Here is a 5,898-nt window from a genome sequence, read left to right on the forward strand (position 1 = left end):
TGCGCCGCCGACGCCCCGGGCCTGCTCGCGCGCCTGTGGGCGGCGGCGGTCGATGCGGTCGAACGCCGCCGCGCGGCGCGCCTGGTGGCCGAGATGGACGACCGGATGCTGCGCGACATCGGCATCCATCGCGGCGATGCGATGCGCGCGATCCGCCATGGGCGCGAGGAGCGGCCGCGACCGATGCCGTGGTGGACGCGCTGAGGGTGCCAGCACCCTGGGCAGCGGCCTGTCCGGGGGAACCCCCGTGCGGTTCCGCCGGGCGGCCAGGCGCCGCTGCAGGCCGCCACGACCCGCCATCCTCGCAAACGGCCGCGCCGCCGCCTGGCGGCGACGCGCGGGCACCGTTTAGCCGCACATGGCCGCGACGGCGGCGAGGCGGGCGCGCGTCGCAGCATCCGCGATGCCGTCCGCGCGGCCGGGCAGCCAGTGGCGCTGGAAGGCGGTGATCAGCACGGGCAGAGGGAGGTCGTCGCGGTAGCCGATCTCGCGCAGCAGCGGCAGCATGGCATCCGCGTCCGCCGGCGCGGGATCGGGCCCGGGCCACAGCCCGACGCCGTTGCGCGCCAGGCCCTCCCAGTCGAACAACTCGCCCGGGTCCTGCTTGCGGTCCGGGGCGATGTCGCTGTGCGCCACCACGTTGCGTGCCGGGATGGGATGGCGCGCGAGGATGTCGAGGCAGAGGTCGCACACCGCCGCCATCTGCAGCGCCGGGAAATCCCGGTAGCCCCATTCATGGCCCGGGTTGACGATCTCGATCCCGATCGAGCGCGCGTTCAGCCCCGCATGGCCGCGCCAGTGGGAGATGCCGGCATGGAAGGCGCGGTGCTCCTCCGCCACCAGGCGGAAGACCGCGCCGTCCTCCTCCACGACGTAGTGGGAGGAGACCTTGGCCGCGGGGTCGCGCAGCCGCGCGATCGCCTCCGGCCCCGTGCGCATGCCGGTATAGTGCAGCACCAGCATGTCGATCGGCACGCCGTCCGGGCGGGCGTCGTGGTTCGGGCTTGGGGCGTCGATGGCACGTGCGGTCAGAGGCCGCGCTCGCGCTTGATGCGGTCCCACGCCGCGTTGATCTCCGCCACCTTCGACGTCGCGCGCTTCACGAACTCCTCCGGCACGCCGCGGGCGGCCAGCGTGTCCGGGTGGTTCTCCCGCATCAATTGCCGCCAGGCGGCGCGGATCTGCTCGTCGGAGGCCTCCCGCGTCAGGCCGAGCACGGGGTAGGGGTCTTCCATCTGCTGCGCCGGCGCGCCGCGCGGGGTCCCGCCCTTCGCCCGCTCCCAAGACGCGGCGTCGAGGCCGAAGCGCCCATGGATGCCGCGCAGCATGTCGCCTTCGGACTTCGTCACGGCGCCGTCGGCGCGCGCGATACGCACCAGCGCGGCCAGCACGTCCTCGAGCATCGCCTTGTTGTCGGCGAAGGTCTCGCCGAGCTTCTCGGCGAAGGGCTCCCAGCCCTCGGCGGTCTCCCGCGCCTGGTCGAACAGGCGGCCGACATCGCGGGCGCCCTCCTCCGGCACGCGGAACATCTGGCGGAAGGCCTCGATCTCGGCCCGCTTCACTGGACCATCCACCTTGGCGAGCTTCGCGGCGAGCACGACGACGGAAAAGGAGAACAGGTTCTCCTTGCCCCCCAGCATATGGACCATGTCGGCCGCATTGGGCGGGATGCGCCCCGCGCCCGGCACGGCGCCCTGGTCCGCCGCATGCCCAAGGGCCGCGCCCACCATGGCGCCGAATGGCCCGCCCATGGCGAATCCCGCCATGCTGCCGAGGATCTTTCCCCAGAATCCCAAAGCGCTCTCCTTCGGCCATCCTGCTAGCACAGGGCGGCCGGACGCGTCAGGGCGCCTTGCCGCCCGCCCGGGGCGTCTCTATTGCCAAAGGGATAGGGCCGCCGGCGCGGCCGTTTCAGGGGCAGGTTCATGGCGGGCTGGCAATTCTGGATCGATCGCGGCGGCACCTTCACCGACATCGTCGCGCGTGACCCGGACGGGCGCCTGTCCACCCGCAAGCTGCTGTCCGAGAACCCGGAGCGCTACCGCGACGCCGCCGTCGCCGGCATCCGGGAAACCCTGGGCCTGCCCCCCGGCGCCCCCATCCCGCCCGGCACGATCGAGGCGGTGAAGATGGGCACCACGGTTGCCACCAACGCGCTGCTGGAACGCAAGGGCGAACGCGTCTTGCTCCTGGTCAACCGCGGCTTCGCCGACATGCTGCGCATCGGCAACCAGGCGCGGCCGCGGCTCTTCGACCTCGATGTCCGCCTGCCCGAATTGCTGCATGAGCGCGTGGCCGAGATCGGCGGCCGCGTGGCGGTGGACGGGACCGAGATCGAGGCGCTCGACGAGGATGCCGCGCGGGCGGCGCTGCGCGCGGCCTTCGCCGACGGCATCCGCGCGGTCGCGATCGTGCTGATGCATGCCTGGGCGCATCCGGCGCATGAGCGGCGCCTGGGCGAGATCGCGCGGGCGGAGGGCTTCCCCCAGGTCTCGCTGAGCCATGCGGCGAGCCCGCTGCCGCGCATCGTCCCGCGCGGGGATACCAGCGTGGTCGATGCCTATCTCTCCCCCGTGCTGCGCCGCTATGTCGAACAGGTGGCGGGCGAGCTGCCGGGCGTGCGGCTGTACTTCATGCAGTCCAATGGCGGGCTGACGGAAGCCGGGCGCTTCCAGGGCAAGGATGCGATCCTCTCCGGCCCCGCCGGCGGCATCGTGGGGGCCGCCCGCACCGCGGCGATGGGCGGGTTCGACCGCATCATCGGCTTCGACATGGGCGGGACCAGCACCGATGTCGCGCTCTATGCCGGGGAGTTCGAGCGCGCCTTCGAGACCGAGGTCGCCGGCGTGCGCATGCGCGCGCCGATGATGGCGATCAACACCGTCGCTGCCGGCGGCGGGTCGATCCTGCATTTCGACGGGGCGCGGATGCGCGTGGGGCCGGACAGCGCGGGCGCCGTGCCGGGCCCGGCCTGCTACCGCCGCGGCGGGCCGCTGACCGTGACCGACGCGAATGTCATGGTCGGCAAGATCCAGCCCCGCCACTTCCCGGCGATCTTCGGACCGCACGGCGACCAGCCGCTGGATGCCGAGGTCGTGCAGGCAAAATTCGCGGCGCTGGCGGCGGAGATCGCGCGCGCCACGGGCACGGAGCAGGACCCGCGGCAGGTCGCGGAAGGCTTCCTGCGCATCGCCGTCGCCAACATGGCGAACGCCATCAAGCAGGTGAGCATCCAGAAGGGCCACGACGCGACGCGCTTCGCGCTGCAATGCTTCGGGGGCGCGGGCGGTCAGCATGCCTGCCTCGTCGCCGACGCGCTGGGCATGGAGACCGTGTTCATCCACCCCTTCGCCGGCGTGCTCTCGGCCTATGGCATGGGCCTCGCCGATCAGGCGGCGATCCGCGAGGGCGCGGTGGAAGCGCCGCTGACGGCCGGGGCGATGGACAGCCTCGCCGCGCGGCTCGATGCGCTGGCGGCCGAAGGGCGGGCGGAGCTCGAGCGCCAAGGCGCGGACCCGACGCGGATCGCCGTCGCGCGGCGGCTGCATCTTCGCTACGCCGGGACGGATTCCTTCCTGCCCGTGCCCTTTGGCCCGCACGACCAGGTGCTCGCCGCCTTCACCGAGGCCCATCGCCGCCGCTTCGGCTTCGCCACGCCTGAGCGGCAGGTGGTGGTGGAAGCCTGCATCGCGGAAGTGACCATGCCGGGCGAGGCCGTGGCCGAGCCCAGCCTCCCGCCGCGCGGCGAAGGCCGGCCCGCGCCGATCGACACGGTCGAGATGTTCTGCGACGGCGCGGCGCGCCCTGCGCCGCTGTACGACCGCGACGCGCTGCTGGCCGGCGACGCCATCCCCGGCCCCGCCCTGATCCGGGAGGCGAATGCGACGACGGTAGTCGAGCCGGGCTGGACGGCGGAGATCACTGCGCGCGACCACCTCGTGCTGCGGCGGACGGAACAGCGTGCGGCCGCGCGCCTTGCGGATGCGTCGCGGCCCGACCCGGTGATGCTGGAACTGTTCAACAACCTGTTCATGAACGTCGCCGAGCAGGCGGGCGCGGTGCTGCAGAACACCTCGCTGTCGGTGAACATCAAGGAACGGCTCGACTTCTCCTGCGCCATCTTCGACGCGACCGGCGCGCTCGTCGCCAATGCGCCGCATGTGCCCGTGCATCTGGGCGCGATGGGCGAAAGCGTGCGGACCGTGATCCGTTCCCGTGCGGCGACGCTGAAGCCGGGCGACGTGGTGGCGCTGAACAACCCGTCCAATGGCGGCACGCACCTGCCGGACGTGACGGTCATCACGCCGGTCTTCGATGCCGCGGGGCGGGAGGTGTTGTTCTTCGTCGGCTCGCGCGGCCACCACGCCGATATCGGCGGGCTGACGCCGGGCTCGACGCCGCCCGGGTCCCGCACGCTCGAGGAAGAAGGCGTCGTGATCGACGATTTCCTGCTCGTCGATGGCGGCCTGTTCCGCGAAGCGGAGTTCCGCGCGCTGCTGGCCGGCGCGCGCTACCCCGCGCGCAGCCCGGATGTGAATGTCGCGGACATCAAGGCGCAGGTCGCATCGAACGAGAAGGCGGTGCAGGAGCTGCAGCGCGCCGTCGCCGAGTTCGGCCTGCCGACCGTGCGCGCCTACATGAAGCACGTGATGGACAATGCCGAGGAAAGCGTCCGCCGCGTGCTGGAACGCCTGCCGGACGGCGCCTTCGCCACCACGATCGACGACGGCACGCCGCTGCGCGTGGCCGTGCGCGTGGACCATGCGAAACGCCGCGCGGTGATCGACTTCACCGGCACGGGGCCGCAGCGGCCGGACAACTTCAACGCGCCCTCGGCGGTCTGCCGCGCCGTGGTGCTGTATTGCTTCCGCTGCCTGGTGGGGGAGGACATTCCCCTCAACGATGGCTGCCTCAAGCCGCTGGAGATCGTCATCCCCGAGGGCACCTTCCTCAGCCCCCGCCCCGGCGCGGCCGTGGTCGCGGGCAATACGGAAGTCTCGCAGATGACCTGCAACGCGCTGCTTGCGGCCCTCGGTGCCTGCGCCTCGGCCCAGGCGACGATGAACAACGTGTTGTTCGGCGACGCGACCTACCAGTACTACGAGACGGTCTGCGGCGGCATCGGCGCCGGCCCCGGCTTCGACGGCGCGGGCCCGGTGCAGACGCACATGACGAACACGCGCATGACGGACCCCGAGATCCTGGAGCTCCGCTATCCGGTGCGGTTGGAGGAATTCTCCATCCGCCGCGGCTCGGGGGGCGCGGGGCAATGGCATGGCGGCGACGGGTCGCGCCGGCGCATCCGCTTCCTGCGCCCGATGGAGGCCGTCATCGTCGCCTCCCGCCGCAATGTCGCGCCGCATGGCCTGCGCGGCGGGGCGGATGGCGCGGCCGGGCGGCAATGGGTCGAGCGTGCCGACGGCTCCATCCACCTCATGCAGGGCAGCGACCGCGCCAGCCTCGCGCCGGGCGAGGTGTTCGGGCTGGAGACGCCGGGCGGCGGCGGCTGGGGCGCGCCCGCGGGGTGAACAGGCGGCGCCTCCTCCTCCTGGTCGGCCTGCCGGCGCTGCTGCTGCTGGCGGCCTGGGCCGTGCCGCGCCTGCTGGACTGGGAGGCACGGCGCGACCAGGTCGCCGCCATCGCGAGCGCGCGGCTCGGCCGGCCGGTCTTGCTGGAAGGCCCGCTGCGCCTCGCGCTGCTGCCGCAGCCGATGATCGAGGCGCAGAGCGTGCGCGTCGGCGCGGCCGATCCGGACGAGATCGGCGTCGCCGCCCGCGCGCTGCGCCTCAGCCTCGGCCTCGGCGCGCTGCTCGGCGGGCGGCTCGAGCCGCGCGAACTGGTCCTGGTCGGCGCCGAGATCCGCCTGCCCTGGCCGCCCGCAAGCGTCGGCGCGCTGCG

Annotated in this window: 5 protein-coding genes; 3 read left to right on the forward strand and 2 right to left on the reverse strand. The window is 73.0% G+C overall.

The genetic code is table 11. The features are described 5' to 3' along the window. The coding region (locus tag HW577_RS19145) for a DUF1127 domain-containing protein (protein WP_198377737.1) at window positions 1-204 on the forward strand (204 nt) is incomplete at its 5' end. A 144-nt stretch (window positions 205-348) separates the two neighbouring features. On the opposite strand, the gene HW577_RS19150 is transcribed toward HW577_RS19145, so the two are convergent. Together HW577_RS19150 and HW577_RS19155 are read right to left on the reverse strand one after the other, a co-directional pair. Beyond that, entirely contained in the window at window positions 349-975 is a 627-nt protein-coding gene (locus tag HW577_RS19150) for an N-acetylmuramoyl-L-alanine amidase (RefSeq protein ID WP_419956596.1), read from the reverse strand. Window positions 976-1,028: 53 nt separating this feature from the next. Further along, window positions 1,029-1,796 carry a TerB family tellurite resistance protein gene (locus HW577_RS19155; protein ID WP_198377738.1) on the reverse strand — a complete coding sequence of 256 codons (768 nt, stop codon included), beginning with the start codon at window positions 1,794-1,796 and terminating at the stop codon, window positions 1,029-1,031. 129 nt (window positions 1,797-1,925) lie between these two features. Between HW577_RS19155 and HW577_RS19160 the strand changes: the two genes are divergently transcribed. Both HW577_RS19160 and HW577_RS19165 read left to right on the forward strand, forming a co-directional pair. Then, entirely contained in the window at window positions 1,926-5,528 is a 3,603-nt protein-coding gene (locus HW577_RS19160) for a hydantoinase B/oxoprolinase family protein (RefSeq protein ID WP_198377739.1), read from the forward strand. Beyond that, a partial coding sequence (locus tag HW577_RS19165) for an AsmA family protein (protein WP_198377740.1) occupies window positions 5,525-5,898 on the forward strand: 374 nt, incomplete at its 3' end. The genes HW577_RS19160 and HW577_RS19165, both read left to right, overlap by 4 nt.

Origin of the sequence: Neoroseomonas rubea (assembly GCF_016106015.1) — a bacterium.
In the GTDB taxonomy this organism is placed as follows: Bacteria; Pseudomonadota; Alphaproteobacteria; order Acetobacterales; family Acetobacteraceae; genus Neoroseomonas; species Neoroseomonas rubea.